Annotated in this window: 23 protein-coding genes and 3 pseudogenes; 21 read left to right on the forward strand and 5 right to left on the reverse strand. The window is 39.6% G+C overall.

From position 1 onward, the window contains the following. Positions 1-129: 129 nt before the first annotated feature. Positions 130-581, reverse strand: a pseudogene (locus FTO70_RS16730) (IS701 family transposase); the annotation flags it as partial. Positions 582-761: 180 nt separating this feature from the next. On the opposite strand from FTO70_RS16730, the pseudogene FTO70_RS16735 reads away from it, so the two are divergent. The 6 genes and pseudogenes from FTO70_RS16735 to FTO70_RS16760 all read left to right on the forward strand — a co-directional run. Next, positions 762-935: pseudogene (locus tag FTO70_RS16735) on the forward strand (IS630 family transposase); the annotation flags it as partial. Positions 936-1,466: 531 nt separating this feature from the next. Next, on the forward strand, positions 1,467-2,276 hold the full coding sequence (locus FTO70_RS16740; RefSeq protein WP_255336915.1) for a hypothetical protein: 810 nt from the start codon (positions 1,467-1,469) through the stop codon (positions 2,274-2,276). A 1,303-nt stretch (positions 2,277-3,579) separates the two neighbouring features. Beyond that, the gene (locus FTO70_RS16745) at positions 3,580-3,978 is read left to right on the forward strand and encodes a reverse transcriptase N-terminal domain-containing protein (RefSeq protein ID WP_255336933.1); all 399 of its coding nucleotides are present in this window, start codon (positions 3,580-3,582) and stop codon (positions 3,976-3,978) included. Next, a complete protein-coding gene (locus FTO70_RS16750; RefSeq protein ID WP_255336936.1) occupies positions 3,924-4,322 on the forward strand; it encodes a hypothetical protein in 399 nt (132 codons plus the stop codon). The genes FTO70_RS16745 and FTO70_RS16750 overlap by 55 nt, the downstream gene beginning before the upstream one ends. Positions 4,323-4,348: 26 nt before the next feature. After that, on the forward strand, positions 4,349-4,579 hold the full coding sequence (locus FTO70_RS18095) for a hypothetical protein (RefSeq protein ID WP_369694402.1): 231 nt from the start codon (positions 4,349-4,351) through the stop codon (positions 4,577-4,579). A gap of 82 nt (positions 4,580-4,661) precedes the next feature. Then, positions 4,662-4,979, forward strand: a pseudogene (locus tag FTO70_RS16760) (pyridoxamine 5'-phosphate oxidase family protein); the annotation flags it as partial. A gap of 367 nt (positions 4,980-5,346) precedes the next feature. Here the strand turns inward: FTO70_RS16760 and FTO70_RS16765 are convergent. Further along, positions 5,347-6,099: a cyclopropane-fatty-acyl-phospholipid synthase family protein gene (locus FTO70_RS16765; protein ID WP_255336916.1), complete on the reverse strand. Its 753-nt coding sequence runs from the start codon at positions 6,097-6,099 to the stop codon at positions 5,347-5,349. 351 nt (positions 6,100-6,450) lie between these two features. Between FTO70_RS16765 and FTO70_RS16770 the strand changes: the two genes are divergently transcribed. The 14 genes from FTO70_RS16770 (at position 6,451) to FTO70_RS16835 (ending at position 20,559) form a co-directional block, all read left to right on the forward strand. Further along, entirely contained in the window at positions 6,451-7,122 is a 672-nt protein-coding gene (locus tag FTO70_RS16770; RefSeq protein WP_255336917.1) for a YIP1 family protein, read from the forward strand. A 23-nt stretch (positions 7,123-7,145) separates the two neighbouring features. Continuing rightward, positions 7,146-7,304, forward strand: a complete 159-nt coding sequence (locus FTO70_RS16775; RefSeq protein ID WP_255336918.1) for a hypothetical protein — start codon at positions 7,146-7,148, stop codon at positions 7,302-7,304. 298 nt (positions 7,305-7,602) lie between these two features. Beyond that, positions 7,603-8,292 carry a winged helix-turn-helix transcriptional regulator gene (locus FTO70_RS16780; protein WP_255336919.1) on the forward strand — a complete coding sequence of 230 codons (690 nt, stop codon included), beginning with the start codon at positions 7,603-7,605 and terminating at the stop codon, positions 8,290-8,292. Positions 8,293-8,777: 485 nt separating this feature from the next. Continuing rightward, the gene (locus tag FTO70_RS16785) at positions 8,778-9,179 is read left to right on the forward strand and encodes a hypothetical protein (protein ID WP_255336920.1); all 402 of its coding nucleotides are present in this window, start codon (positions 8,778-8,780) and stop codon (positions 9,177-9,179) included. Positions 9,180-9,347: 168 nt separating this feature from the next. Beyond that, on the forward strand, positions 9,348-10,940 hold the full coding sequence (locus tag FTO70_RS16790; RefSeq protein WP_255336921.1) for a hypothetical protein: 1,593 nt from the start codon (positions 9,348-9,350) through the stop codon (positions 10,938-10,940). 14 nt (positions 10,941-10,954) lie between these two features. Then, positions 10,955-11,857, forward strand: a complete 903-nt coding sequence (locus FTO70_RS16795) for an ABC transporter permease (protein ID WP_255336922.1) — start codon at positions 10,955-10,957, stop codon at positions 11,855-11,857. Positions 11,858-11,862: 5 nt separating this feature from the next. Then, entirely contained in the window at positions 11,863-12,732 is an 870-nt protein-coding gene (locus FTO70_RS16800; RefSeq protein WP_255336923.1) for an ABC transporter permease, read from the forward strand. An 83-nt stretch (positions 12,733-12,815) separates the two neighbouring features. Beyond that, positions 12,816-12,977, forward strand: a complete 162-nt coding sequence (locus tag FTO70_RS16805) for a hypothetical protein (protein ID WP_255336924.1) — start codon at positions 12,816-12,818, stop codon at positions 12,975-12,977. Next, the gene (locus tag FTO70_RS16810) at positions 12,967-14,544 is read left to right on the forward strand and encodes an NEW3 domain-containing protein (RefSeq protein ID WP_255336925.1); all 1,578 of its coding nucleotides are present in this window, start codon (positions 12,967-12,969) and stop codon (positions 14,542-14,544) included. The genes FTO70_RS16805 and FTO70_RS16810 overlap by 11 nt, the downstream gene beginning before the upstream one ends. Before the next feature lie 2 nt (positions 14,545-14,546). After that, entirely contained in the window at positions 14,547-15,587 is a 1,041-nt protein-coding gene (locus FTO70_RS16815; protein ID WP_255336926.1) for an ABC transporter ATP-binding protein, read from the forward strand. Positions 15,588-16,073: 486 nt separating this feature from the next. Continuing rightward, complete coding sequence (locus FTO70_RS16820; RefSeq protein ID WP_255336927.1) at positions 16,074-16,574, forward strand: hypothetical protein; 501 nt, start codon at positions 16,074-16,076, stop codon at positions 16,572-16,574. Continuing rightward, positions 16,534-17,313, forward strand: coding sequence for a winged helix-turn-helix transcriptional regulator (locus FTO70_RS16825; protein ID WP_255336928.1), 780 nt, complete (start codon positions 16,534-16,536; stop codon positions 17,311-17,313). Before FTO70_RS16820 ends, FTO70_RS16825 begins: the two co-directional genes overlap by 41 nt. Before the next feature lie 476 nt (positions 17,314-17,789). After that, positions 17,790-18,938, forward strand: coding sequence for a S1 family peptidase (locus FTO70_RS16830; protein ID WP_255336929.1), 1,149 nt, complete (start codon positions 17,790-17,792; stop codon positions 18,936-18,938). 577 nt (positions 18,939-19,515) lie between these two features. Then, positions 19,516-20,559, forward strand: a complete 1,044-nt coding sequence (locus FTO70_RS16835) for a hypothetical protein (RefSeq protein ID WP_304364542.1) — start codon at positions 19,516-19,518, stop codon at positions 20,557-20,559. Between the two features lie 283 nt (positions 20,560-20,842). Here FTO70_RS16835 and FTO70_RS16840 read toward each other — a convergent pair whose 3' ends face one another. Both FTO70_RS16840 and FTO70_RS16845 read right to left on the reverse strand, forming a co-directional pair. After that, the gene (locus FTO70_RS16840; protein ID WP_255336930.1) at positions 20,843-21,427 is read right to left on the reverse strand and encodes a hypothetical protein; all 585 of its coding nucleotides are present in this window, start codon (positions 21,425-21,427) and stop codon (positions 20,843-20,845) included. A 53-nt stretch (positions 21,428-21,480) separates the two neighbouring features. Further along, the gene (locus tag FTO70_RS16845; protein WP_255336931.1) at positions 21,481-22,818 is read right to left on the reverse strand and encodes a hypothetical protein; all 1,338 of its coding nucleotides are present in this window, start codon (positions 22,816-22,818) and stop codon (positions 21,481-21,483) included. A 782-nt stretch (positions 22,819-23,600) separates the two neighbouring features. On the opposite strand from FTO70_RS16845, the gene FTO70_RS16850 reads away from it, so the two are divergent. Next, positions 23,601-24,443 carry a hypothetical protein gene (locus FTO70_RS16850; protein WP_255336932.1) on the forward strand — a complete coding sequence of 281 codons (843 nt, stop codon included), beginning with the start codon at positions 23,601-23,603 and terminating at the stop codon, positions 24,441-24,443. 34 nt (positions 24,444-24,477) lie between these two features. Here the strand turns inward: FTO70_RS16850 and FTO70_RS16855 are convergent. Then, positions 24,478-24,591 (reverse strand): transposase (locus FTO70_RS16855; protein ID WP_255336935.1); only part of this gene is annotated, 114 nt, incomplete at its 5' end.

Consider the following 24,591-nt stretch of genomic DNA (forward strand, 5'->3'; position numbering starts at 1 on the left):
AAGTAGATGCATGGACTAATAGAAGGAATTTCCATAAAAAGAAAATAAACTGGAAGTTCACAAGCAAAATTGCTGATGAGAAATTGTCCAAGTATTATGTATCATAACTAAGTTGCCAGGACACTAGGTATCAAACAAAACGAATTCAGGATTAAAACCACGTTCTTCGGCTTTGTCAAGCATATCGAGGAAATGGTCATTCTTTGTTTTGTCGTCTTCATCGATGTTATAAATTCGAAAATCAATAGGTATGACAGTTGTGCCGTCTGTCCAAACTAAGGTAACCAGACCTATCCCCTTTACAGTACGATGATGTTTTCCACTCCACATGTGACGAACAAAAGCAATTTCTTCTGCGTATGGTTTATCTAATGTAATGTTGAATCGTCAACAATTAGATAGCCTTTCTTACACTTAACATGATTTTTTACTTCATCCCATAACGCTTCTGTGTCTGGAGGTTGCCTTTGGAGGCAACGAGTGAAAGCGTCATGAGAAGGAGCGTTATCTACGTTTGGATAACACCTGGAGGCCTCAGTACAACTGAAAACGTTAGAAGCCGCAATGAGAAAACGTACATGAAATTTTTGAATTACAGGCACAAAAAATGAAAGTACTCCGATACTTTCATGCCAAATTAATGTATTCAATGCCGTTACATTTGGGTGAATTTGTGTCCATAACTCCGTACGTTTTTGGGAAATTTGAAAATATAATTATATTTTAAGTGACATAACTATTTCGGCACTTCAAGTGCGTAAGTCCTATTTATATGGAAATCCATTAAAAGAGAAGTATCGGCCAGATTTATCAAATCAAAAGAACATTTAACGAAAATAATTAGAGATGAGTTTACGAGAAGAGGGAAATCATTATCATTTGCAAAGAAATGGATGGAAAAATTCCATCCTCAAATTAAAAGTGTAATTAGTTAAGACAAGAACTATAGTTCACCTATTCGTATTCCTTTGCTTTCCATCATTCTTAATTTTCTCCATTTCTTCATCTTTTCTCCCGTACGTTTCCCGAAAGCAAGGCCAGCAAACTTTAAGTACAGTTAAAGTTAGGACCATATGATTTTGCCTTAGGGTAAATATTTAAGGAATTCAGCTATTCCTGGGAGATTATGTTAAATCCTACTCAACTTTTTTTTGTAATGTGTACATCCAATGAATTTGGGAGCCCCTTATATCTACTTTCTGTCCAATCCATCAAATTGTTTGTCAGATGAAGTAATACTGCAGAAAAATAAACCTATAAATCAACCTTCTTTTTGATAGTTTGATGGAGTGGCCAGAAAACTTATAAAGAGCTGGTTAAAAGTAATTTATGGAGTTCAAATGTACTTTCCAGAGCAAATTTGAACTCCACGCGCCCGGAGGCATGATTATGTTAGCTGTGCTTTTATTTAAGGCTTAGTTTGCCTGATTCTGCCTCCTTGGGTAATAATACTAGGAGAAAGACAAATGACTAAGACCAAAACTAGGATAGGTGCAATATTTGCAGCAATGATTCTTGTGAGTCTTGCTTTTGTACCGGCTGTAAGTGCACAGGCTGAAACTAAATGGTATAAACAATTACTGGAGTCAAACCAGATCACCGTTAATGATTTTGATACAGAGTTGACAGAATACGAAAAAGTAGGAGATCAAATTCATTTCAGTGGTACTTTCGAATTTGACGTCGAAAAGGATATAAACAAACAAACTAAAAAACTAAAGTCCAGTGGAACAATTTCAGGGATTATTTATCCAGACTCTTCAATTCACACAGAGTGCACTGGAGATAATTTTAAACTTGTGACTGACACTTCAAAAATTGGTGAAGATGAGGAGAATTTTTTGTATCAAAGTAAGCAGATACTGACAGTAAATGGAAAAACAACCTCTCAGACGGAAACATTCAATGTATCTAAAGAACAAGTCTATGCCTATGAGGAACAGTCAGTAAACTTCATAGAATCTAATGATTCAGTAATGTCTACGGAATCGACAAAGGTAAAGGTTGATTTACCAAGAATTGCTCCAGTTGGATATATTCGGGTTTTTAATGATGTTCAGTACGCTGACCTTTTAGTAACCGGAGCGGTACTAGCGTCGATATTGGCATACTTCGGAATAACACAGGCTGCACTTCTGACTGCCGTCCTTGTTGCCATTGGAACTGCAATACCAGAGTATTGGGATATAGAACCAGAAGACATATATCTTGATATCTATGCATTCCCTCCTCTGCAAATTTTCGTTGAAGTAGATTACTACTATTATTATACGTAAATTATTAGTACATAATTTACTCTTTATATTTTTTTGAATCTTTGAAAGATCACTAAAAGAACCAAGAATTTCAAGGGATTACAATGAAAAGAAAGTTAGTTAATATGGTATGGCGTGTGTTATCATTAATAGCCATACTTATGGCGTTATATAATGTGTACCTTTCATGGTTTGAAGATAACTTTAGTTCAAATTTATTATCTCTAACGTTGGTACTTGTAATATTATCAGTAATTGTTAAAAAATATTCAGAAAAGCAATATAATTAAAAGAGAAAGTCTCAAATTAACTCATAAAATCCACTATCTAGTGACAATTTTTGCATAACCCGTATAAGGGGTAATCGCAGACTTAAGTATCTAACTGCTTTTTTCATGACAATACGTGATCGAGAGGGTATTTTGTAACTTACATCATTATCCGGCTTTAGGAGATACTTAACCGACCTAGTGCATGATAGCTTTGCTTTGGGTTTGTAGGTAGGTAGTTCTATGGCGTAGCCAATGACCATTACAGGCCTTGGCTTGATACTGATTGACTGGTCAATCAACTATATATCCTACTTTCCGCACGTGCGACAAGAAGCTACTATGAATTGCGTCTCTACGCTACCTTTTCCATTTGAGGTAATCCTACTGTGACATGCATAAATGGTAACGTTTGTGTGGAGCTCACACGACAATATCAAGAACTCAAGGAACCTGACTTTGATAATTGGTTAGGATAAGAATACTATGAAGAACGTAAAGTGAACCATCGTAAGAATCGTGAAGTGGAATAAGCGAAAGCAGGTTGATGCGCTTAACCAAAAAGGTGCAGAATCAGGCTATAATGGGTGTGAGGACATTATGGCAAATGGACAAATGATTCTCGGTTTAAAGATGGCTTCTAAGGTATTCATATTATTCGTGGTATGGAACTTGGTAAACCCTATACGCTCCTTCTTTTTTTCCAAAAAAAAGTATGGTAGAGACCCTTTGAAGGGAATCCATGGCATAGAGGGCAGAGGATTCAAGCAAAAAGCGAATGCCATTCTGTAATGGAATAGATAGGGGTTCAAACTTTGCCACAACCCGAAAAGGTGCAGACTTGCTTACATGGTGTTCTATTGTATGAAAGGAGGCAAACTTCTGAATGTAAGTCGTTCAAAGATATCCTCTCAGGATAAGAAGCTTACAGATGCTCAACTTCGCCAGAAATGGAAAACTATTGACTGGCGGCACCAGGTAGAGAAGAGTGTTAATAAGTTGCAAATCAGGATTACAAAAGTGGTCTTACAAAACAAATGGAACCTTGTCAAAAGATGCAGTATCTCCTAACTCATTCCTATTCTGCCAAACTTCTGGCAGTAAGACGAGTTACTCAAAACAAAGGAAAAAGGACACCCGGAATTGATGGAAAAATATGGCTAACTCCAAGCTCCAAAATGAAGGCTGTCCTTAGCCTCACTGGTAAAGGATACAAAGCTAAACCCTTGAAACGATTCTTCATTAATAAGCCAGGTAAGAACAAGAAACGTCCCCTAGGTATCCCTACAATGTATGACAGAGCTATTATCTTATATGTATTAGCTCTTGAACCCATAGCTGAAACAACGTCTGGCCTCCGGTCCTTTGGTTTTAGAAGTCGTCGAAGTACCAAGGACGCATGTCAGCAAATCTTCCTCTGTCTAAGCAAGAAGAATTCAGCCCACTGGATTTAGAACAGGGCATTTATCATACCTATGGAGAAAACGTGGAAAAACTTTCCGAATCGGAGATACAGGTTATTGAAGAATACATGAAGGAAAAGCCTGAACAGCTATTTGGAGGCGGAAATCTCGCAAATTATGGAAAAATTCCCCTATTAAAAGACAAGGAAGAGATAGGAGCCTGGTGGAACAAGCTGTATTCGATTAAAAAAGGCACTGAGGGAAAAATTTTACCGTATTTGGAAAAAAGGCAGGTAGTGGCATATGGAATTCAGCTCACCAGATTGCATGTATATATTTATGATGGCTTACCTTCTGAAGAAAAACTGCTCTATCTGAAGAGATTTACCAGATAATTGATGAAGAGGCAAGAAAACAAAATGTGAATGATATTCCGGTTGCTTTTGAAGAGAGCGGATTGTATCAACCTGCTGAAGAAGTAATGGAATTTGATGGGACAGTTGGAGAAGAAACAAATACGTTGGCATCTGGAAAAAAAGCACTGGAGAAATCAATAATTCAAACAATAATGATTCAGAATCTGATAATGAAAATAGCTCAAGTGGAGACAAATCGAATGAAAGTAATTCTGCTCCAGGTTTTGGATTATTGAGCAGCTTGACCTGCCTGTATGGAGGATGGCGACTCAGGAAAAAGTAATACAGGAATGAATTCACAGACCAAGTTTAAACCCTATTGTACCCTGAGACCTTTGCAAGCTTCAGGAAGATGGGGAGACTATCTGGATTTCTGACAATTATTTCTATAAGACCCGCAAGAACCTTGAAGAAAACCCGATAGGGGCAATCTACGTATGGGGCCCCGGGGTAAAGGGTTGCTACCAGATAAAAGGGGACTTCGAGATCAAGACCGAAGGGGAAGATTACGAGAAGATGTACAAAATGGTCAAGTCCATGGGGGACAGGTTCCCGGCAAAAGCCCTTGCAGTCATGAAGATTACGGAAGTTTATGAATGCAAGTCCGGAGCAGAGGCCGGAAAGAAGCTTCTCTGATTCCCTTCAGAACCACTTATAAAATTTGCGATTTTATCCTGGCCGGGAGGATGGTAAAACATCCTCACCAGCTCTTCTTTTTTGAAGAAATCTATAAGACAAAAGTAGTAGATGTCTTTTTTAACGATCAAAATTATTTTATGAATATTTATTGGAAGAGTTAATGAAACTGATTGTTTGATACCTTGCAGGGAAACTACACCTGGCGTCTTAAAGGAAGTCTTAGATTTCGTTATGACATTAACGAACAATCAGGGTACAAGGATTATTTAATTTTAAGACAGGCTCTTAGATAGTATTCTTCTTTGATTGCTGCTTTGATTTCTTTTTTAGTTTCAGGATCATTTAATTGTTCATCAGTAACAGGTCATTTATTTGTGTTCTTCTGTAAAATGAAGAACGTATAACCATATTCATCTGGGTATTCTCTGAAGATCTTTATCTCTTTTCTGTTAAAACTAAGTATCGCTTCTGCATCGGTGTTTCCTTTATAGTTATCACTGATGTCATCAACTCTTTTTTCCAGATGGGCGTAAAAATCGTACCAGGTAGAAGCTGGCAGTTTAAAGCGGTCAATGAGATCATATCCTACTGCCAGGATAACTTTTTCAGTGTCAGGTATGTTCTTGATATCAGGATAACAGCCCTGCCAGAATTGAAGCACTTCCGAAGAAGGTTCATCCGTGAACCATGTGCTTTCTGTCAGTGCTATATAACCCTCATCTTTCAGAAACTGTTTCCAGTAGCTAAGTCCTTTTTCAAAACCAATGACAAAGATAGAGCCCTCTGACCAGATGACGTCGAATTCACTTGCTTCAAAAGGCAGGTCATCCATGGAAGCACAAACCGTGGTAATCCTGTCATCAAATCCTTCTTTAACTGCATTTTCCATCAGTTTATCCAGAAAAGGCTGGTAAATATCAGTTGCAGTGATGTGACAGTCGTTACAAATCTTCGCAAGATGAATTGTCTGCATACCCACACCGCAACCAATGTCAAGGATCTTACTGCCTGCAGGAAGGGAAGAAATCAAATTAAAGGCTTTTTCAGTGCACTTGTTATTACCTGGACCCTGTCTGGGCAATCCATCAAATATCTCAAAAATCGGCGATTCTATCATAAATATATCAAACAGATAATTACTTAAATCTGTTGTGGTATCCTGATAATGATTGCGTTTTTTAAGCACTACAAGGACAGTCCAGAATTGTCCATGATACAGCTGCCAGCTAAAAAATCTTATTGTTCCATATCTTCCATCTTTATAGATATTTTGTAAAAGTTGAAACTATGAACTGTTTTGGTTTTGTATGTTATGTTCACAACCCCGTACAAAAAATACGAGTTACCTATATCCCCTCTGAAGCTGTAGACCGGACTGGCGAAGTTAAATATAAGTACTTGAGATGTAATGTAAAATTTTAATTAAGTATATAACATCTATTGAATAAGATTTACAATGGTGTAAAATATGGATGATCTAAACCTGAATAATCTAATATTTGATCCGAATTCGTTTTTTAAGGAAAAACTAGGAACTAAAGTCAATTTTAAGTATCCTCTATTGATAATGCTTGTACTCGCTATATTTGCAATAGGTTCAAGTTTTCTGGTCATGAATAAATTTAAAGAATTGTTTCCTTCTGACATAGATTCATCTATATCCGTTACAGTAATGTCAATCGGTGCTATTGGGGGTATCATTGGAGGTTTGATTGGAACATTTTTATATTGGTTTATACTGGCCGGAATTTTATATTCAATTTCATATATATTTGCTTCAAAGGGTTCGTTTAAGAGAACGTTAGAGTTTGTAGGTTATGGATTTGTGCCACAAATATTCAGTAATTTCACAAATTTTATTGTAATGTATATATTAATATCTTCGGCAGATTTTTCAGCGCAAGACCCACAACTTATGGTCCAGGGTATAGAACAGATATTCTCAAATAATCCCCTGTTTTATACCTCGCAAATAATTGGAATTTTATGTCTCTTACTGTCTGCATACATCTGGACATTTGCACTCTTGCATGCACGAAACATGTCATTTAAAAACGCCGCTCTAACTGTTGGTATTCCAGCAGGCCTGTCTATTGTTTCCCAAATATATTCTTTCCTGTTTACTTCCGGAAGCCTGTAATTCTGTAGAAATAAGTAATAGGAATGTTGTATCAAATCCGGGAGGGCATACACCTCGAGTTGATTGAAATCAACGCATGGGTGCCAGGTTCCCTGCAAAAGCCCTCTCCACCATGGGATTACGGAAGTTATGAGTGCAAGTCCGGAGAAGAAGCCGGAAAGAAGCTTCTCAGATTTCTTTAAGAACCCATTATAAAATTTACGATTTTATCCAGTGCCAGAGGATGGAAAAACATCCTCAAAAACCTCTCTTTTTTAGAAGAATTAGATTAAATAAAGATAGCTAATACCTTTTTTAGACAATTAGTTATATTTTATGGAATTTTTTTGAAAACATTCTATAGCATGATTATTTGACACCTTTGAGAGAAACTATATATGCCTGGCTTTCTAACCCCTTATGAGAAACAGTATGAAAATGTTGCACTGCATTGCTTACAGGAGACTGCATCTCCTGTGCTTTTTCTCCTTATTCTTAATATTGACGGCCGGAGCTACGGAATATATCGTAAGCCCATTTCCAAGCGATCAGGCCGGAGCTTCAATCAACGGAGAAGAAGTAGTAAAACTTAAGGACTTTACAGTCTACTGGCAGTTCCTGCTCTGGCTGGCCCTGGTGCAAATCTCCTCCATGCTTGACCTCCTGTTTCCAGCGAAGCTTATTTTCGCAATAGCCGGATATCGGGTGGCGGACCATTCAAATGCTCTTGATAACCTGAAAAGAAAAGGCATATATGCCTTTATCAAAGCCAGACCCGGGGCTTATGTAAGCGAAATTGCAAGTAATATGGGCCTGAACAGGGGGACTCTGCGCCACCACCTAAAAATTCTCGAAATGGAAAACATGATCGAAGCTCAGCGTTATTGCGGAAAAGTCCGATATTTCCAGAATAATTCCACATACGATGAAAAAGAGAAACAGGTTATTTCAGCTTTTCAAAATGAGATGACACGAAAGATACTTTCGAATATATTAAAGGAAGAATGCAACACCAACATGGACCTTGCCCGGACAATCGGAATTTCCAGAAGTACAATTTCCTGGCATATGAAGCAATTAAAGGAATTAGACATCATTGAAGAAAATAAGGAAGGAAAGAATACGATATACAATATAAATCCTGTTTACCGGAATACGATCGAAAAAACGTACGTGAAATTTTTTGAATAACGGGCTCAAATAAATAGGAATCCTTTAAACTCTATCTTTTTTGCTTAAACTCCACTATTTTCAGGGATTTACACTCCAACCCTTCTACAAAAGAAGACACAAATTTCTTATTAATACAGTTTAGCACTCATTTTACCACAGCTTCTAAACAATTAGACCACAAAAGTAAAAACCAAAAAGTCTTCGTGTGGTGCTATTTTTCACACCTATATATAATTTCTATCCAATCTATCAAACTGTTTGTCAGAAAAAGTAATACTACAGAAAAATAAAACCATAAATCAACCTTCTTTTTGATAGTTTGATGGAATGGACAGAAAACATATAAGGAGTTAATAAAAAATAGTTTATGGAGTTCGAATGTACTTTCCAGAGCAAGTTTGAACTCCACGCGCCCGGAGACATGGTTATGTTAGCTTTGCGAATATTTAAGGCTTGCTTAATCTTGCCTCGGGAACAAAGCGAATAAAAGAGGACAAGATAGAATGAAAACAAACATGATTGTTAAACTTGGAGTTTCGATGTTAGTCATGTTGATGACCATTGGAACAGTCTCAGCATCCGGCGGAGCATCGTATTCCGAAGCACAGAGTATAGCTGTTCCAGAGGGGACTATCGATATATGGAGTGGTACCTTCACTGCGGATGACTGGTATAAATTCAGTGTCGATAACGGTGATGATGCTTACATTGATGCGCAGGCCACGTTTGTAAATAATGGTGGTGAGATGAAACTACATGATGACTATGAGGGTGACGTTGAAGCATGGGTTAGCAGTTCCAATAGCGACCACACTGCAGATTTACAAGCATCTCCGCAACCTCGTATTGAGATGATTGCCGGGCAACAGTTTTCCTACCAGTTCATCGCCGGTCTAAACATTTAATCCACTTGCATAAATATCTTATAGAGGTGGTTGATTTACACCCAACCCCCTCCAATTTTTTATTAAATATATACTATCAGAAAAAAGTAAGCATAAAAGTTCAAAAAATAAGAGAACTTATGTGTCTTTTGTTAATCGAGTAACCAATGACCACCGACGGAGGATTAAATGCTTAATAAACAGATCACATTAATACTGATGTTCATTGCTCTGGTTTGTATATCTTTTCAACCAGTTTCTGCAAGTGGTAATCTAAAACAGATGAATGTAAGCGTAGTATCTGATTTAAATCAGACAGCGGGCAGAGATCTCATAAGTCTTGTGGATACAAATCGCCTCGATATCGAAAGTGAACCTGTTTTTGACATCGTGTGGAGCCCTGGTGGCAGCCAGATCCTAATTGATGGATTTGTCAGTGTATATCCGAAAGGGAAAACTGAGCTTGACGGTTGGGTAGATGCACTGTATGTAGCAAATGCGGATGGTTCCGGAATAACGCGTATTGCATGGGCAGAATTTACTTCTATCAGTGGTGGAAAAACAATTACTTCACCTGTATGGAGCCAATCTGGTAATTATTTTGCATATGTGGAATTGGTAAAAGGAAAATGGTATGAGGTAATATCTGCCAGTCTTTTTGTCATGTCAAATGACCTAAACTTTGTTCAAAATGTAAAATTGGATCCAAAAATGATAGAATTAGAATCTGATTTATCTAACTTCAAATGGTCTCCAAAAGAAAATAAATTTGCTGCACTTGTGCCTGGAAAAATTGTCATTTACGATCTGGATGAAAAAAATGAGTTAAATTTTAGCATAGTAGGCGATGACATCGAAATAACTGATATGGAATGGTCTCCAGATGGTAAGAAAATCGTATTTTTAAAGAACGGCCAGGAAGTTGTCACTTTAGATATTGAAAGTGGAGAATTTAATCAGATTCATTCTGCAGAGTATGTTGGAATGTATGGCGAAAAATGGAGTCCAGATAGTAAAAGATTAATTTTCTATGAGATAAAAACATCAGAAAAAGTCGACGATGTCAGTTACGGTATATATGTTGCGGATGAAGACCTGGAGAAGCCTGTAAAAATTACAACTTTTAGTTCAGGTTCTTCAAGGGTGATACAATGGTATCCGGACAGTGAAAAGATTTTAGTTAAAAAATGTTCTGATGATTCTTGTGCACTATACTCTCTCTCAATAACCGGCGAGATGAAAAAACTGATCAAGAAGGATAAAATAATCGATGGGATGGTAGCCCCGAACGGTTATATTTCAGTGACCAGCATCAATCCCAACTCCACTACTCCACCTTACATAAGAACGTATGACTTATTTTTGTTCAACGAATCGGATACATTGACAATTGAGAATGTACCCTATTACACGTGGAAAGATACCGATGTGCTATTCGCCACGGATTATAGGATCTCAGTACTGAACACCAGCACACATGATACCTGGGAGATATTACTGCCAATGAAAAAATTTGAAAGGTTCAGTTCTGACCCATCAGGAGACTTCATTGCTATAGATAATACTATTTTCGGAATAGATGAACAAGGTACCCACAGCCAGGCAATTGTGGGAAATCACACAAACAATACGGCCACTGAAGCGACGATAATCGAAAAAGATCCAGACGAGCATTCAAGAGTAAATACTATTGAAGAAACTTCTGGATTGCCTGGGTTTACTACAATTATTGTATTTCTGGAGCTATTAACTGCGTTTGTCTGCATACATATGAAAAAATAATGGGAGGACCACTCGTGGAAAAATATCGGAATGTGTTTGTGATCGCACAAAAAGAATTTGCAGACAATATATGGAGCCCAAGGTTCGTAATACTTATGCTTGTGTTCACGACTATCGTTTTTTCTTTAAGTTATGGTTCTGGAATTGGATCAGAAAGCACCATATCCAGAAGTTATCTTGATATCGCACAAATTGTTTCCCTCTTCTTGCCATTTATGGGAATTGCACTTGGTTTCGATGCTATTTGCAAAGAACGAGAGGCCAGTTCTTTGAATGTGCTTCTGACGCATCCGATTTATAGGGATAATATCATTGCCGGAAAAACACTCGGAGCAATGATTACACTGGTTCTGGTAGTATTTGTATCAATTTTCATAGTTCTCGGTACAATGCTTGTGGCATCAGGAACAGAGTTAAGTTTACCGATGCTAAACCGATTGGTAGTTTTTGCAATTCTTACATATTTATATCTATCTATATTCCTGGCACTTGGCATACTTGGTTCAATTGTCACAAAAAATGCAACAAAATCACTGGTATACAACATAGCGATCTGGGTTGTATTATGTATCGTATTTGGTATGATCTGTACTACCACTGCTTCCATTATAGCCGGGCATAAACCCACTGACTTAGATGATAGTGGTTATTTTTTAGAACTCAATGCAGATATTCAAAAATTGTCACCAGCTCATCATTATGCTATGACGGTAAGTGGTGTGCCTAGTTTGAGTTGGCTGGGTGTTTCAAGTGAGAGATCAAGCGTGCGAGGGATATTTGACACAGAACACACGCTGGAACAGTGGTGGAATGAATTCTGGATAAATGTTCTAATTTTAACCATTACTCCTGTTTTTTTAATTATAATGGCATTTATAACGTTTTTGCGTCAGGATATATCAAAGGATATGGGGTAACTCGAATGAAAAATAATAATGTATTTGTCATTACTCAAAAAGAAGCTGCTGATCATCTTCATAATACCGGATTTTTGGTGTTGCTTGCAACATATACTGCAATAATATTTGCCTCTACATACATGTATGGTTCCCTGGTGCATCAGAATAATTCGGTACTCCTGAGTAGCATTAATGTCAAAATGATATCTCTATTTACCCCACTGGTTAGCATAGTTCTGGGATTCGATGCAGTTGTCAGAGAACAGAAATCCGGATCACTGAATGTGTTATTAACTCATCCATTATTCAGGGATAATGTTCTCGCCGGGAAATTTCTTGGATCAATGTTGATGGTAGCTGCTATAATCGTATTTTCGGTTTTTGTATCTGTAGGAACACTGTTGATCTTCTATGGAGTCGAAGTAGGATATATAGAACTCATCAGAATAGCTGCGTTCACTATTCTCACATTTTTCTATGCGGTGACATTTTTGGAAATTGCAGTTCTCATTTCAACGATGGTAAAAAACGCCACTGATTCACTTACCTATAACATTGTTATATGGATTTTTATCTGTGTACTATTTGGTGCAATTCTCAAGACAGTTGTTGCCATATTGACAGGTCAAACAGCGACTGAAAGTGTATTGATCACACAACTTTTGAATATATCACCACTACATCACTATGGGGAAGCTGTAATTGGCAGAGCTGATTTGAGTTTTATGGGAGTTAACGTAGAATCAACCATTGGAGGAATTTTTGATACTGAATATACTCTAACTCAGTGTTTAGTAGAATTCTGGATGAACATTGTAGTGCTGATAATGACGCCGATTATATTGTTCATAATAGATTTTATCATATTTCTCAGGAAGGACATTACTTTATAACGTGATAAGGACTGGTGCAAAAGAGATCCGGAACGTGCTGTAAGCGATGAGGTCGAAATTGAAGACAACGAGTGGAAGTCTAAGTGATAAAATCAAGAGTTATTGGCTTCATCGGCATTGTTTCTAAATTTGGAAGGAGGTATGTACATATGGGATATCTGCAGGATAGATCACATGTCTCAGCAAGAAAAACTTCTGATGCTGAACATGTTGGATTTATGAGGGATGATATGGATGCTTACTAAAAGAGAGAAATTCCTCCCAATCGTAGTGATAATACTCACACTACTCTCTCTAATACCTCTTCCTGCAGGAGCTGACTTTGCTCAGGTTACGGTCGGAAACGACATCAGTGGCAAGGTTGCAAGGCCCGGGGACCTTGTGGAGTTTAGCCTTACCGTGGAAAAGGGATACAATACCTCAAAGAGCATATCGGTCCTGCTTTTCATGAAGGAAATACCCGATGACTGGACTGCAGGTATTTATGCCGACGGCAGTCAGGTCAGCCACATAACCCTGCCTGAAGAAGCTGGGGAAAAGGAATTGACCCTTAAAGTAAGAGTTCCTGAAAACGCAAAGGACGGGGAGTATCCCGTCAGCATAGGGCTGAAGCCCTATGGGGAATATATTTCAAATTCCGATACGATCTATCGGGAGTTTGCAGTAACCGTTGACAGGGACGCAATGCCTAATCTGGAAATCTATTCCGATATTCCGGGAAAAAAGACCCATCCGGGGATTCCTGTCAGTTTCGGGGCTTTTGTAGAAAATAAATATGAAAGTAGAGCAAATTTTCGGATTTTTCTGGTTTCGAAACCCGATCAGTGGGGAGTTGACCTGCTTTCCACCGACGGGGCACGAATTACAAAGCTGGGAATCCCTGCAGGTGAGAGTCAGGAGTTTGAAATTCTCGTAAATCCCCCTCTGAATGCAACCGAAGGGGATTATGAAGTTCTGGTGGCAGCGTGCCCGGAAAAAGGAAACCGGAGTGTATTTTTGCCGATCAGCGTAAGCATAAACCCCGAACTTTCCAGGGACGAGGACCTGAGTGCATACGTGGAGCTGAATTCAAATATAGTGGGGTTTGAAATCCGGCCGGAAACAACTGCTGAATTTGAGGTTTCTTTGAAAAACCGGTATGATCAGCCGCTTAAACTGGACCTTGAGGTTCTCAGCCTTCCCGAAGGCTGGAGGGCGGAATTTGTCAATGATGACGATGAGGAGGAAAGGCTTTCTTCCCTTATGCTTTCTGCCGACGAGGAACTGGATTTTACAGTAAAGGTCAAGCCGTCTCAGAATGCCACAAGCGGGCTTTATCCGGTCACAGTGGCAGCAGTAAGCGGAAATAAGATAGTTTCCCGGCAGCTTGAGGTGAGTATCAACAACGACCTCGAAAACGAGGAACTGCTCAAAGTAGATCCAAACCCTGAAGAATTGACCCTGAACCCCGGCAGCTCCTCCGAAGTCCGGATCAGCATTGAAAATAGAGGAAACGATGCCCTGGAAGATGTCACTCTCGAAATTAACGGGGAAAGCGGCCTCAGTACGCAGATTCAGGGCTTCGGGACGACAGACGAACTGGAAGCAGGCGAGTCCAGGAGCATATCTGTAAAGATAACTGCAAATGCCAATGCCGGCTCCGGGATAAAGGAGATTTTCATACGGGCAAAGAGTGACGACCTTGTGAGCTCTGAGAGAAGTATCAAAGTGAATGTGGAAAAATCGTCAAGCAGCGGGCTTCTCGGCATAGGGATGCTGGCCCTTGCAGTCCTTGTGCTTGTTTTTGTGGTACGTAAATTCGGAAGGCGGTAAAGATGGAATCAATGAGTGTGGAATCAATGAGTGTGGAATCAATGAGTGTGGAATCAATGAGTATGGAATTGGAACAAAGTGGGATCTTACAGGAAACAGATGAATTTGCGATAGAAACCATTCATTTGAGTAAGTTTTTCGGGAAGGAGAAACAGATCCGCGCGGTAGACAATCTCAACCTGCAGGTAAAAAAAGGGGAGGTATTCGGCTTCGTGGGCCCGAACGGGGCCGGAAAGACCACGACCATGAAAATGCTTATCGGTTTGCTTGAACCAAGCGAAGGAAGCGGGAAGGTTGCAGGTTTTGATATCGTCCGAGAGGTTATAAACATAAGGGAAACGACAGGAGTTCTTCCCGAACCTGCCGGTTTTTATGACAACCTCACTGCAAGGCAAAACCTGCGCTTTTATGCAAAACTCTATAATATCGAACCCGGGGTCCGGGAAAAACGGATTGTAAACCTGCTTGAAACCGTGGGCCTTACCCGTGCCATCGACCAGAAGACAGGTGGTTTTTCCACAGGTATGCGCAAACGGTTCGGGCTTGCCCAGGCTCTGGTCAACGAGCCTTCGGTCCTTTTCCTTGACGAGCCGACAAGCGGCATCGATCCCCTTGGAGCCCAGATGATGCGGGACCTTATAAAGGAGCTGAACCGGAGCAAAGGAGTGACTGTTTTTCTGAGCTCGCATTCCATGGAAGAAGTTGAGGAAATCTGCGACCACATAGCGATAATTGCAAAAGGGAAACTGCTGGCAGCTGGGTCCGTGGAAGACCTTCGGGATATGATCAGGGAAAAGGAAGGCGTGCATTATTTGCTTGAAGTTCAGGATATTCCCCTCTCTGAAGCTGCAGAAGCCGTAAAGAATGTAGAGGGTGTGACAGCTTTTGATATTCGGGACAGGACTCTGCATGTGAGTGCGAAGATGAAACTCCGGACAGAAATTGCAAAAGCCGTTAAAAAAGCAGGCGGCACGGTATCCATGTTTGAGGAAGAAGAAATGAATCTGCAAAAACTGTTCCTCAAAATTATTGAAGGAGCATAAATATACCGTAAATTTATAATGAGATGATCCCTAAATTCAAAATCGATTCTCTAAATGTCATATTCTAAAAATCAATTGGGTTTCTGATCATGAAAATAGTTCCGGAACTTTACTCATTTGAGGTAAAATTGGTTTTGGGATAAACTATCAAAAATATCACAAACAAAAAAGTGATGGAAAAATATCACATAATGTTCCTGCGGTTTATGAGAACATTTCCATCCCTGCAGCAAGTTATGGAATATTCGGCAAAGATAACCAACCATATATAATTTACTATCTTATCCTGACCGAAAGGACGGAAAAACATCCTCTGAACCTCTCCTATTTTGAATAAATCTATTAGACAAAGGTATCTTGTGTCTTTTTTCAGATAATCCGGCATATTTCCGGCCAAACACATAAAACTAATTTTTAAGGATGACAGTTTGATACTTTGGAGAGAAACTATATATGCCTGGATTCTAACCCTTCATTGGTGACAGTATGAAAATATGGAAAGTATTAATACTATGTATGGTTGCAGGAATGCTGTCTGGGTCTGTTGTCTCGGCCAAAGAAGGATGCATTGCAAGTCCCTCTTCAGAAGATTCTTCTGTATTTCCTGAAAAAGATTACGTTGTAAGCCCCTGGATAGAAAATTCTCTTGATACAGGAGATTCCATTTTTGGTATACTTTCAACCCAGTACATAACTCAGGGGCAGACAATAACTCACAATGTAAACGTAGGCTCAGGAATAGATTATCTAGAAGTGGATTTGAACTGGGGGGATACGAGTGATTCCCTGGCTCTTAGCATTTACACCCCTTCCGGAAGCAAAATCGGAACCTACCATGATGATTCTGACGGAAGCGTAAACGGCAGGATACACATTAACATAGATCCCTCTCAAGGATACGTGGAACAGGGAATCTGGAAGTTCAAGGTCTATGGGGAATCGGTTAGTGGAACCGAAGAATATACGTTCAACGTATACCAGCACTAAGCTTCAAAAAAAGTTTGCCATTTGTTTATTATTTTTTTTGTTAACAACAACAGCCGGAGCTACGGAATATATTGTAAGCCCTTGTCCAAGCGATCAAGCCGGAGCCTCAATTAACGGGGAAGAGGTGGTATTACTTGAAGATACTGTAATACCCTACTGGCAGTTCCTGCTCTGGCTGGCCCTGATGCAAATTTCCTCCATGCTTGACCTTCTGTTTCCTGCAAAACTTATTTTCGCAATACTTGGATACCGGGTGGTGGAGCATTCAAATGCTCTTGGGAACCGGAAAAGAAAAGACATCTATGCCTTTATCAAAGACAGACCTGGGGCTTACATAGGTGAGATTGCAAACCAGATGAAACTGAACCGTGGGACTCTGCGCCACCATATAAAAATTCTCGAAGCGGAAAATATGATCGAAGCCCAATGTTATCACAGAAAAGTCCGATACTTCCAGAACAATTCCACATATGATGAAAAAGAAAAAAGGGTTATTTCAGCTTTTCAAAATGAGATGACACGAAAGATACTTTTGAATATATTAAAGGAAGAATGCAACACCAACATGGACCTTGCCCGGACAATCGGGATTTCCAGAAGTACAATTTCCTGGCATATGAAGCAATTAAAGGAATTAGACATCATTGAAGAAAATAAGGAGGGGAAGAGTATGATATACAGTATAAATCCTGTTTACCGGGATACGATCGAAAAAACGTACGTGAAATTCTTTGAATAACAGGCTAAAATTAATGAAAGTACTTAAAACTCCACCTTTTTTGCTTAAACTCCACTATTTTCAGGGATTTACACTCCAACCCTTCACAAAAGGAGACACAAATTTCTTACTAATACAGTTTAGCACTCATTTTGCCACATCTTCTAAACAATTAGACCACAGACATGAAAAACAAAAAGTCTTCGTATGGTACTATTTTTCACATCTATATATAATTTCTATCCAATGTATCAAACTGTTTGTCAGAGAAAGTAATACTACAGAAAAAAAAAATCATAAATCAACCTTCTTTTTGATAGTTTGATGGAATGGTCAGAAAACTTATAAAGAGTTGGTTAAAAGTAGTTTATGGAGTTCAAATGTACTTTCCAGAGCAAGTTTGAACTCCACGTGCCCGGAGGCATGATTATGTTAGCTTTGCGAATATTTAAGGCTTGCTTAATCTTGCCTCGGGAGCAAAATCGCGAGGTAAAGGTATGACAACAATGAAAAAATTTGGAAAAGGAATGCTAATTTTGCTACTGCTACTTACGGGAGTAGTATTTGTAGCTTCGGCCTCTGCTGATGATTCAATGGAATCAGCATTAGAAAGTGAAGTTTTTGGAATCTCTGACTCAGAAGAAAGAGTAATTCCGGATTTTGGCCCTAAGACTTTTGAGAATCTAAGCAAAGATCCCAATGTCTTGGCAACAAAGGGTCAAATCCCACAATTTGATACTAAAGAAGAAAGGCTGACCTGGTATGATAAACTCGATAAGAGTAAAGATATTGTGAAAGATGACATGGATTCTTATCTGTATCCAAAGGGGCCAGTAATAGGCTATGGTTGGAACATTAATGGCTATTTTAAAGTTACGTTTTATAAAGGTATGGATGTTACAGATTCTCAAATTAATGAAATATATAATTTAATAGAGAGAGGAGCAAGTAAAACATCTATACAGGAAATTCCTGTTGTATTCAAAAAAGAAGACTTTATCCAAGAAGCTGCAAGCGGTTATACTGACAGATATCGCCCAGTAATTGGGGCAATACAGATAACTGTTAGGAAAAACGGTGGTAATTACACAGCAACACTAGGTTTCCCTGCTAAAAAAAGTGATGGGACTAAAGGATATGTAACTGCAAAACACTTTGCGAGTAGTATAGATATGGCCATACACCAACCAACATATTTATCGAACAATAGTAATTTAATAGGTGATGTTGATATACTTGGAGATCACTATGCAGATGCATCTTTTATAGAACATAGTGATGTGGAGCCAAAAATTCATACTGGTAGCGGAGTAACGAAGGACATTTCCGGATTTCTATCAACTACTCCAACTGATGGTTGGGTTGGCTGGCCGATATACATTTCTGGGAAAACTAGTGGTGTAACATATGGAACAATAACAGACATCGGCACTACAGTTACCCAAGATGGATGGGCTTACTATAACCAAGTAACGGCAAGTTATCCAACTACATATGGAGATAGTGGAGCTCCGGTCTATCGCATATCATCAAGTAATAAATTGTATATTATAGGAATTAACCACGGTTTTATTGGAAGTGATTCTTACTTCTCGCCACTTTCAGGAGTTGTATCTGATTTAGGTGTTTATCCTCTTAGAGTTTAAAAGGCTATCACTTAATCTTTTATTACATCGGGAGCGCGGAGGGTCACAAATACCCCGCCTTCAGGTAGGGGATGAAGTGAACCCTCGCACGTTTTTTGTGCTCCTTTAGATCGATAAAACCTTGCTCCTTTTTAACGGGTTTCTTAGAATCATGGTTACAGGAGTTCGATATGCTACTCCAACATTAGGAAACATTGTTAAATGATGCCAAGCACTTCCCAGGAAACCGAGCAGGCGGCCCAAAGCATACCCCATCCTTTTGGGTGGGGTAGCCGCCCGCAATTTGATATTTTAAATCCTACATTCCACAGATGTCAAATCAATTTACCGATTTGCCCAATATTATTGGTTAAAAGCAAGATGAGCTTTTAGTTTACTGCCCAATTGAGAAAGTAGATGGCATTTTTGTATACATCTACGGAAAGTGAGTTAAATAATTTTTGGAGGAATAGATACGGCAAAGCGAAAATCGACCCTCATGTTCGTAATAGAATTACTCCTAATTCTCTGTTCTGTTACAGGTGTAGCTTTTGGATCAAGTTCAGATTATAATAAGTCAGCTCAATCGGGTGACAACTTGAATACTGAAACCAGCAATGTAGATTATAGCTATTATAACTATTTTTTTGGTCTGGAATCACATGGGAATACTGTAATTACAAAATACGGCAAACTCCCTGAACTGGATACTGAAGAACAAAAAGAGAGCTGGAATTCTACTCTTGAAGAACTTGGCAACAGAATAAAAGACACTCTTGCCTCCAGATACATGTATCCCCATGGAGAAGTAGTAACATGCGGATCTAATGCAGGGGGATACTTTGTGATTTTATTTCAGTACGGTAATGTTGACGAGTCGTTGATGAATGAGATATATGCTCTGATAGATAATGCTGCAAAAGAAATGGACATACAGGACATTCCAGTAGAATTTGGATATGGCATCTATCAAGCGGAAATCCCTCTGGATTTGGAACACACTTATCACACTTATGGAGAAAACGTGGAAAACCTTTCCGAATCGGAGAGAGAGGCTATTGAAGAATATATGAAAGAAAAGCCTGAGCGACTATTTGGAGACGGAAATCTCGCAAATTATGGAGAAGTCCCCTTATTAAAAGACAAGAAAGAGATAGGAGCCTGGTGGAACAAGCTGTATTCGATTAAACAAGGTACAGAGGGAAAAATTTTACCGTACTTGGAAAAAGGACAGGTGGCAGCATATGGAATTCAGCTCACCAGATTGCATGTATATATTTATGATGGCTTGCCTTCTGAAGAAAAAATTGCTCTAGCTGAAGAGATTTACCAGATAATTGATGAAGAGGCAAGAAAACAAAATGTGACTGATATTCCGGTTGCTTTTGAAGAGAGCGGATTATATCAACCTGCAGAAGAAGTGATGGAAGACGGATATGAATTTGGAGAAGAAACAGATTTGTTGCCATCTGGTGAAAAAAGCATTGGAGAAACCAATAATTCAAGCAACAATGATTCAGAATCTGATAATGAAAGTAGCTCAAGTGAAGAGAAATCGAATGAAAACAACTCTGCTCCCGGTTTCGGATTATTGGGAGGATTGACCTGCCTGTATGGAGGATGGCGGCTAAGGAAAAAGTAATACAGGGATGAATTCACAGATCAAATTATACCAGTGCAAATCAGGGGATGAAGCGGGAACGCAGCTTCTATGAAGCCCTTGGGAACTAACTTATAGAATTTACGATTTTATACCGAGCGGGAGGACGAAAAAACGCCCTCACAACTATCCTTTTTTGAAAAAAATGTATCAGACAAAGGTAGTTGACATCTTTTTTCAACAATCAAAATCAGTTAATTGAGTTAAAAGGATAAAGTTCATGAGACTAATCAATAGTTCACTAAAAACTTCTGCTCTACTTTTCTCATTGTCCGTTCCAGACCTGGACCACTTCCCCTGTGTCCATGTCAATCAGTGCGGATACCGAATAATCCAGCCATGTCACACTGAGCAGGGTCTTTCCAGAATAGAACTTTTCCGAGGTCTCAGGTAGGATCCGTTTTACGGATGAAACAGCGTATGCATTCGTATTGGTACTCAGGGCGTTTGCGATACCTTCATTTTGCATAGCCACGCCAATAGCTTCGGACCGGACAGATTCGGGAATGGCTTCAAGGAGATATCCGACCTGTATCAGGTCACCGTCCCGGTACGTGAAGTCATAAAGGTCAGGATACCTGGAAGCCGAGGACTCAGCGATCGTGTGTATGCGGAGTTTATCATTTTCTCTCGATGCGCTAAGCGTAACATTATCATATTCCATGCCAGGATAGGGACTTATTTGCTGTTTGAGCTTTGTCTCGATCATGGCACTTTCTGCCGGGGGTGTGCCCATCCATGTAACCTCATATCCGGAGGACGATTTTTCAGAGTCGTTGATGCATACAACACCGGCTATGAGGAACATTAAGATCAATGCTGCCACGAACAACTTTGATAGATGGTCCATAGATGTCACCTGAAAAAGAAAGGCAGGGCGTTACTACGCCCGTATCCGCTTGTTTATTCAACGGCCCCGATCGTAATCAAATAGTTGAACTGTTCCGCATTTGTCGGAAGTATGCCGAGCGTCCATTCTCCGATGGCACCTGGTGCCTCATAGGTCTCCGTGTAGACTTCAATAGCATCATGATAGATCCCTGCTCCATCCATTTCCCAGGGAGGGAAGTCAGATGCTCCAAGACTGACGGTACCGCTGTAGGTCGTTTTGACCAGATTCAGTTCGACCTCACCTGATTCATATTCCAGTGCCAGGTCAAAGGATGCCTCATCTTTCTCGTCCTGACCGCCTGCACCCATCCATATACCATAATTATAGTCATTGGATGACACTTCAATGGTAATGGGACCGCCGGTCCTGGTTGTGAACGTCTTTGTGTACGGTTCACTGGGCTGGGTCCACACCTCGAAATTCATTTGGACCTGACCGTCCCATTCACGTATGGACGGATCGTCAATGTTCAGGTCAATGGCTCCGTTGTATCTGCCTTTTGCATCATCGGGAACTTCAAGATGCACCTTGACAACAGCCGTTTCACCTGCTTTTACGATGGAAGGAGCGGTAATGGTGATCGCATCATCATCAAATGCAGGACCCACCGTGTCATATGGACCATAATAATACCGTTGGTTGTCATCACTCATTTTCGGGTCGATAGCAATATCCTTGTCAACTACGTTCTTGAGCTTGATTTCATAGTCATATTCATCCCCTGCCTTGACACGGTCACCGAGATATGGCGTCTGGATCTGGATCTTTGGAGGGGTCCAGACATCGACATAAAGATGCATGGAATTAATATAGGCAGGATAGGGTGTTGGATATTGTGTTGGCATCACATCGTCGGTGAATGCGATATCAGCTCCATAGTTCCCTATATCAGCATCTTGCGGGATATTCACCTTAATGGTAAACTCCTGTTTAACATCCGGTCCTAGATCTTTGCTGGCAGGTGTTATGCTGACCCAGCTTTCTTCGAGGATGTTCTCCTCGTACGGGGACGTTACAACTTTTGGTTCTGCTGTAATGGTTATGTTGTCCGTGTTCGTGACAGTTACAGTGATTTCATCGCTGCTTCCCGGTTTTAACTGAATGTTAGAATAACGCGGGTTTATCTTGAGTTTTGCAAAATCCATATCCGGATTGAAACCGGCATCTGAAGTCACTGTTACCTCATTATCAACCATGATCATACCCGAGTCTGGAACTGGATGAACTTCAACTTCCGTCGCACTAACGGCGGGCATGAACGCCATGCTCACAAGTAGCATTGCAACAATTAGCCCGCCTATTCGTATTCCTTTGCTTTCCATCATTCTTAATTTTCCCCTTTTCTTCATATTTTTCCTGTGCGTCACCCAAAAGCAAAGCCAGCGAACTTTAAGTACAGTTAAAGTTAAAATCAACGCGTTTTTGCCTTAGGAGCCATCACAGAACAACCTATGCACCGTTTCGATTGAATGCCTTGATTTTCAAGATCATTGTCAACAATTGAAAATTAACTTCATAAAATATGAGTCTCAGTTATTTTGTGACAACTACTTCGGGTAAATATTCAGGGGATTCGGCTATTCCAGGTAGATTGTGCGGAAATCTAGCTCACTTTTTTTACGATGTCTGCACTCAATATATTTGTGAACCCCTTATAATTGCTTTATGCCCATTTCATCAAACTGAATATTACCCGAATTAATAAGATCCCAGACATAAAAAAAATCAAAAGATCTTCATATAGCACTGACTTTCACACCTATATATGATTTCTGTCCAATTTATCAAAAATTATATCATATAGAAAAGTAAAGCTGAAAAATGAAAATATAAGTCAAGCATCTTTTATTATAGTTTGATGATCTGGATAGAAAACTTATATAGAACGTATTAAAATTAGTTGAGGGAGTTAAAACGAACCCTCAGGAGTAGATTTGAACCCCATTACACCCATAAGCAATGGTCATGTTAACCTTGAGAATATTTAAGACTTGTCTGACCCTGCCTCTGGAGCAAAAAAAGAGGCAAAGAAGAAATAATTACAAGCAGGATAACCTATTGAACCCGTGGGAAAGCTAACTGTTGATTTATCAGGTAATCCAGGGAAATATAAACCAGGGGGTGAGTAAAAGTGAGAAAAAGAAATTTACTACTCATAGCTATACTTATCATTCTTTTTGCTGGGGGCTTATTTACTCATGCTATTTATATGGATGCAAAAGATTGGAGAGATAGGGGCCAAAGATATTATTGCATATATGAAGTTGGTGTGGGGGGCCTTTCGGGAAGGGGGGTAGAGGGAACTACTGTAGTAATGGTTCCGATCCCTGCAACAAAAGAAGGCAAATTTTTTACTCCCCCGGCTCAGAAAGATCCTTATTTCACCCAGGAGATGATGCATGAAATCAACAACTGGCCTGAACAACACCTCAAAGGCCCCTATTTTGAAAATGCAACTGAAGTTTTTGATAACAAAACAATAAATGGGAACTGGACAACATTCATTGCAGAAACCGATAAAGGATATATGCTTGGATTCAGGACAAACGAGACCAGGCTCGAAGATATCTCTTACGATGCGGATTTTATTGTTGACTACTTCGACATTTTCGACCCAATAAACAACGGAAGCCCGATATTGTTCCCGGCTGAAAACTTTTCTGAAACTTCCGTAGTCCCTTACGGAGACTACATTAAGTATGCCTCTAATCCGACTTATGACAGCTACGTCTACGTAAGCGATAATCTTGGAGAAGGGCCGGTATCATTCTATATCCATCTGCAGGCAAATAATGACCCAAATGAGTGGTCCAGGGAATACAGGGGCCTGTACATGAATGAAATTATAACAAATGTTAATGCCACAGGCAACTTAAAAGTCAGGGCTGTTCTGGGGCAGGTTATACCTCATGGAAACTACACCTTATGGTACGGCCGATATGGGCCGGAATATTATACTAATGAAACTCCGTAATTGTGATAGTATTACAATCACGTGACTACTCCCATCACTGAAGTGACGGGCATCTATCAGAATTCTGAAGAGATTGTAGCCCCAATCTCAGAATGTTAATAGCAGCATTATGATCTCTATCAAGAGTAAGACCACAATAAGGACAACT

Origin of the sequence: Methanosarcina sp. KYL-1 (assembly GCF_024372725.1) — an archaeon.
Classification (GTDB): domain Archaea; phylum Halobacteriota; class Methanosarcinia; order Methanosarcinales; family Methanosarcinaceae; genus Methanosarcina.

What these genes read in the sequence shown, in the direction of transcription:
- FTO70_RS16750 (WP_255336936.1), top strand. Translation starts at nt 3,924, where the DNA reads ATGTCAGCAAATCTTCCTCTGTCTAAGCAAGAAGAATTCAGCCCACTG.
- FTO70_RS16770 (WP_255336917.1), top strand. Translation starts at nt 6,451, where the DNA reads ATGGATGATCTAAACCTGAATAATCTAATATTTGATCCGAATTCGTTT.
- FTO70_RS16745 (WP_255336933.1), top strand. Translation starts at nt 3,580, where the DNA reads ATGCAGTATCTCCTAACTCATTCCTATTCTGCCAAACTTCTGGCAGTA.
- FTO70_RS16790 (WP_255336921.1), top strand. Translation starts at nt 9,348, where the DNA reads ATGCTTAATAAACAGATCACATTAATACTGATGTTCATTGCTCTGGTT.
- FTO70_RS16765 (WP_255336916.1), bottom strand. Translation starts at nt 6,099, where the DNA reads ATGATAGAATCGCCGATTTTTGAGATATTTGATGGATTGCCCAGACAG.
- FTO70_RS16800 (WP_255336923.1), top strand. Translation starts at nt 11,863, where the DNA reads ATGAAAAATAATAATGTATTTGTCATTACTCAAAAAGAAGCTGCTGAT.
- FTO70_RS16840 (WP_255336930.1), bottom strand. Translation starts at nt 21,427, where the DNA reads ATGGACCATCTATCAAAGTTGTTCGTGGCAGCATTGATCTTAATGTTC.
- FTO70_RS16845 (WP_255336931.1), bottom strand. Translation starts at nt 22,818, where the DNA reads ATGAAGAAAAGGGGAAAATTAAGAATGATGGAAAGCAAAGGAATACGA.
- FTO70_RS16830 (WP_255336929.1), top strand. Translation starts at nt 17,790, where the DNA reads ATGACAACAATGAAAAAATTTGGAAAAGGAATGCTAATTTTGCTACTG.
- FTO70_RS16740 (WP_255336915.1), top strand. Translation starts at nt 1,467, where the DNA reads ATGACTAAGACCAAAACTAGGATAGGTGCAATATTTGCAGCAATGATT.
- FTO70_RS16815 (WP_255336926.1), top strand. Translation starts at nt 14,547, where the DNA reads ATGGAATCAATGAGTGTGGAATCAATGAGTGTGGAATCAATGAGTGTG.
- FTO70_RS16820 (WP_255336927.1), top strand. Translation starts at nt 16,074, where the DNA reads ATGAAAATATGGAAAGTATTAATACTATGTATGGTTGCAGGAATGCTG.
- FTO70_RS16810 (WP_255336925.1), top strand. Translation starts at nt 12,967, where the DNA reads ATGCTTACTAAAAGAGAGAAATTCCTCCCAATCGTAGTGATAATACTC.
- FTO70_RS16785 (WP_255336920.1), top strand. Translation starts at nt 8,778, where the DNA reads ATGAAAACAAACATGATTGTTAAACTTGGAGTTTCGATGTTAGTCATG.
- FTO70_RS16775 (WP_255336918.1), top strand. Translation starts at nt 7,146, where the DNA reads ATGTTGTATCAAATCCGGGAGGGCATACACCTCGAGTTGATTGAAATC.